This is a genomic window from Clostridium sp. HBUAS56017 (assembly GCF_007115085.1).
Lineage (GTDB): Bacteria > Bacillota > Clostridia > Clostridiales > Clostridiaceae > Clostridium > Clostridium cibarium.
The window spans coordinates 1-3279 of the sequence record NZ_SULK01000049.1 but is presented as its reverse complement, the minus strand read 5'-3'; the positions used below and the strand labels follow the sequence as shown (position 1 = coordinate 3279).

General features: G+C 25.2%; 6 protein-coding genes. 4 read left to right on the top strand and 2 right to left on the bottom strand.

The window, feature by feature from the left end:
- The coding region (locus FAY47_RS19725) for a hypothetical protein (RefSeq protein WP_143318633.1) at window positions 1-292 on the bottom strand (292 nt) is incomplete at its 3' end.
- A 447-nt stretch (window positions 293-739) separates the two neighbouring features.
- Here FAY47_RS19725 and FAY47_RS19720 point away from each other — a divergent pair.
- The 4 genes from FAY47_RS19720 (at window position 740) to FAY47_RS19710 (ending at window position 2666) form a co-directional block, all read left to right on the top strand.
- Window positions 740-1120: a hypothetical protein gene (locus FAY47_RS19720; protein WP_143318632.1), complete on the top strand. Its 381-nt coding sequence runs from the start codon at window positions 740-742 to the stop codon at window positions 1118-1120.
- A 21-nt stretch (window positions 1121-1141) separates the two neighbouring features.
- Window positions 1142-1657 (top strand): hypothetical protein, encoded by a 516-nt coding sequence (locus FAY47_RS19715; RefSeq protein ID WP_143318631.1) that lies wholly within the window; start codon window positions 1142-1144, stop codon window positions 1655-1657.
- A gap of 20 nt (window positions 1658-1677) precedes the next feature.
- A complete protein-coding gene (locus FAY47_RS20540; protein WP_185966923.1) occupies window positions 1678-1845 on the top strand; it encodes a hypothetical protein in 168 nt (55 codons plus the stop codon).
- A gap of 104 nt (window positions 1846-1949) precedes the next feature.
- Entirely contained in the window at window positions 1950-2666 is a 717-nt protein-coding gene (locus tag FAY47_RS19710; RefSeq protein ID WP_143318630.1) for a hypothetical protein, read from the top strand.
- A 113-nt stretch (window positions 2667-2779) separates the two neighbouring features.
- Here FAY47_RS19710 and FAY47_RS20535 read toward each other — a convergent pair whose 3' ends face one another.
- Window positions 2780-2944 carry a hypothetical protein gene (locus FAY47_RS20535; protein ID WP_185966922.1) on the bottom strand — a complete coding sequence of 55 codons (165 nt, stop codon included), beginning with the start codon at window positions 2942-2944 and terminating at the stop codon, window positions 2780-2782.
- Window positions 2945-3279 lie beyond the last annotated feature (335 nt).

Here is a 3279-nt window from a genome sequence, read left to right as displayed (position 1 = left end):
AATCTGCTGAATCTTCAACAATGTTGTTTAACCATTCTAATTCAGTGTCTGTTCCTTTATATTCTTTATATCTTATGTTAAGTCCGTAAAGTACACCTTTATATTGGGTATGAAATATATTATATAGATTTTCAGTTAATAGTGTGTTAAACGTTTCTGCTATTGATGGATTACTTTTTGAGTTAATATATTGTTCATAATGACTGTTTCCTAAATTAAATAATAATTGTGTAAACGCTGATAATGCTTTTGCATATACATGAATACTGGGCGTGTCTGGAATTATTGGCATAAGCTAACCTCCTAAGTATAGATAAAATTATTGTATACAAGAAAATAATATTTATACATATTGTTATTAAGTAAACATGAAATTATATTTTCCTCAAAAGGTAGGTGGTGAGTAGGTGAAATCTTGCTTGTAACATTCTTTTTTTGTTTTTGAAATATTGGACAAACTGTAGTATTATGTAAATATAACCAAATAAAAAGAACTCACATATGAGAGTGCCATCTCGTGAGTTCAATGTATAATAGAGACTATTTAATATACCTCTATTATAGCATAAATTAAACAAAATATAAATAGTGTGATGGAGGTATAAAGGTGAATTTATCAGATGTAAGAGAAGAATGTGTTAAACTAAAAGATGAATTGTCATAGTATAATAATATTGTTAGTAGTATAGAAAAAATGGTGAATAGGATATATAACGATTATAATTTTTTAACTAATTTTTTGTTAAATAAATCAATAAATGCTGCAACTAATGTAGGATCTAATAATGCTAATTCCATTAGTCAGTATAATAGAGGATTTTTTGATAAGTTTGAACGAGGTCTAAGAGGAATTAATTTAATTGCTCTTTCAGTAGGGTTAGGGAAATTAAAAGAAAAGTATGATGTTTGTAATTTTAAGGAATTTGCTGACAATGCTATTAATAATATGATGATAATTCAAGAATTTAGTTCTATTAGTTATGATTTAAATCAGGTGGAAGCAAGATATTTGAATACAGTAAAAGCATTAGTAGATATATCAAATTCATTTAAATATTTATATGCTAAATTTGAACAAGTTGAAGATATTTCAAATAAATTATTATTAGAAAATGAATAGAAAGAAATTTTTAAAGTCAGATTGTTAAATGAAGATAATTCGGTTGATAATCTAATTGAGAATGTTAAGTTAATAAAAAATATTTATGAAAATACCAATAAACTTATAGGTAATGATGAAGAATTGAAATACAAAAGATTAGAGTCTGGAAGTTTGCTTTTAATTCTAAGTGGTTCTGCAGTTGTCTTTAAAGCCATTAAACCAATGTTAGAGTTCGGATATAAAATATATACAGAACAATTTGGCCAAGAAGCAAAGACAAATAGAAAACTTAAAGAGATAAAAGTCAGAAAAGAATATCTTACATTATTATTTAAAGCAACTGGAGTTGAAAGTGTAAAGGAATTAAAAGAACAGGATAGAGATAAATTACTTAAAATACTTTTAAATTTAGAAAGTGATATTAAGGAATTATATACTTTAAATCCGTGTATAAATGTAAATGATATAAAATTAGGAGAAACATTATTAGAAAACTCAAGGATTCCAATTGAATTGCTTGAATCAGCGGAAATAGCAATAGATGACTTAGTATAGTTTTTAAGGAGGTGAGAATTATGGATTTAGATATTTTAAGAATAAAGATAGCCTATATAAGACTAAGGTTATATATATTAAAAAGACTATTTTTCTTGCCTCAAAATATTAAAAATAGCTTGGCTGAACCCCTAACAAAGGAGATACGGCTAATAACAGAAGAAGTTATAAGAAAAGGAATAGTATAAAATAGAAATTGATGCGTATGAACAGTAGCAAGGAGCAATTCAGCTGCTGTTTTTATTTATTTAACAAATATATTGTGGTAATATTAACCATGAGGTGGGAGTATATGAATTATAATGAATGGTTAGTATCAATTTTTGATAAATATAAAGAGGAATATTACAAGAAATATCAAGATGAGAAAGGACGAATAAAGTTTAAAGATATTCCTTTGAAAAACAAATTAAAGTTATTATATATAGCTTTAGATTTCGGTTTAGGTTTCTCATGTTTTGTGTATTCAGTAAATTATAGTAATGCAAAGACCATAGTGGCCAGTGCATTTTTTCTTTTCATTGCACCATTACTTGTAATTTATACAAATAATGTTAAACTGAGTGATTACAGAAAGCATATTGATGTTTTATATAGTGTTTTAATTCATGAAAATTTAAGTAATAAAGGGCAATTGGAAAATCTTTTAAAAGACACTGGTGGATTGTTAGATAAGATAAAAAGAACAGGGTTAGGTGAGATTTTAAAGCTGATTACAGGATTTTTTGGAGCCGCAGGTTTTACATATTTTTTTAGTAGATTTAGTATTGATATAATAGTAGTTATTTTATTATTAGTAGTAATTTTGTTGCTATTTGGATATTTTATATATTCAATAGTATTAGAAGCTCCTAATAGTATATTAAGAAAAAAGAAACAATTTCATCAATTACTTAAAATATTACTAGTATATATGGATAATGAAGAATTTATAAAATGCATTAGTAATGAAGATATGCTAGCAGAAAAAGATATTAATGAGTCTTTAGAAATAGATAAAAATAAATAAAAAATTTAGAGCCTAGTTTTCGCTAGGCTCTTTTTCTTGCGTGTGAGATTATTATTTATATAAATTAAGTTATAATTTTGTGATATAGATCATAAGCAGATTTGCTCATGTTATTAATAATGTTCATTTATTAATTCTTCTAATGCTATTCTTACAGCATCTTTGCCATATTTTTCCATTAACACATCAATTAGCAAACAGTAATAATCAACTAATGCCTCTTTACATGGTGCATTTTTAAAAGTTACTGTCATAGAGTTATAATCAACTTTTCTCATAATATACTTCCTTATAAATAATTTATTTTTAAGTTAACCTAAAGGTTACTATAAGGTTACTATTCTCCAAAATATAAGAAAATATATCATTGTTTCATTATATAATTAAACTTAAGAAAAGCAAGTATTTATAATGGTTTGCGTATGTTTGTGTTGTATATTAATATATAAATAAATGTGCTAGACGATTCCCCTATGGACTATCATTACTAAGTCACAAATGAGTATATTACTCGTTTGAGGCTTTTTTATTTGCTAAAAATTCATTGTAAAGTCTTAATTTAAATCCATTTTAAATCCAAAGTAATATTATTATATGAGATTTAATTAATATT

What these genes read in the sequence shown, in the direction of transcription:
- FAY47_RS20535 (WP_185966922.1), bottom strand. Translation starts at nt 2,944, where the DNA reads ATGAGAAAAGTTGATTATAACTCTATGACAGTAACTTTTAAAAATGCA.
- FAY47_RS20540 (WP_185966923.1), top strand. Translation starts at nt 1,678, where the DNA reads ATGGATTTAGATATTTTAAGAATAAAGATAGCCTATATAAGACTAAGG.
- FAY47_RS19710 (WP_143318630.1), top strand. Translation starts at nt 1,950, where the DNA reads ATGAATTATAATGAATGGTTAGTATCAATTTTTGATAAATATAAAGAG.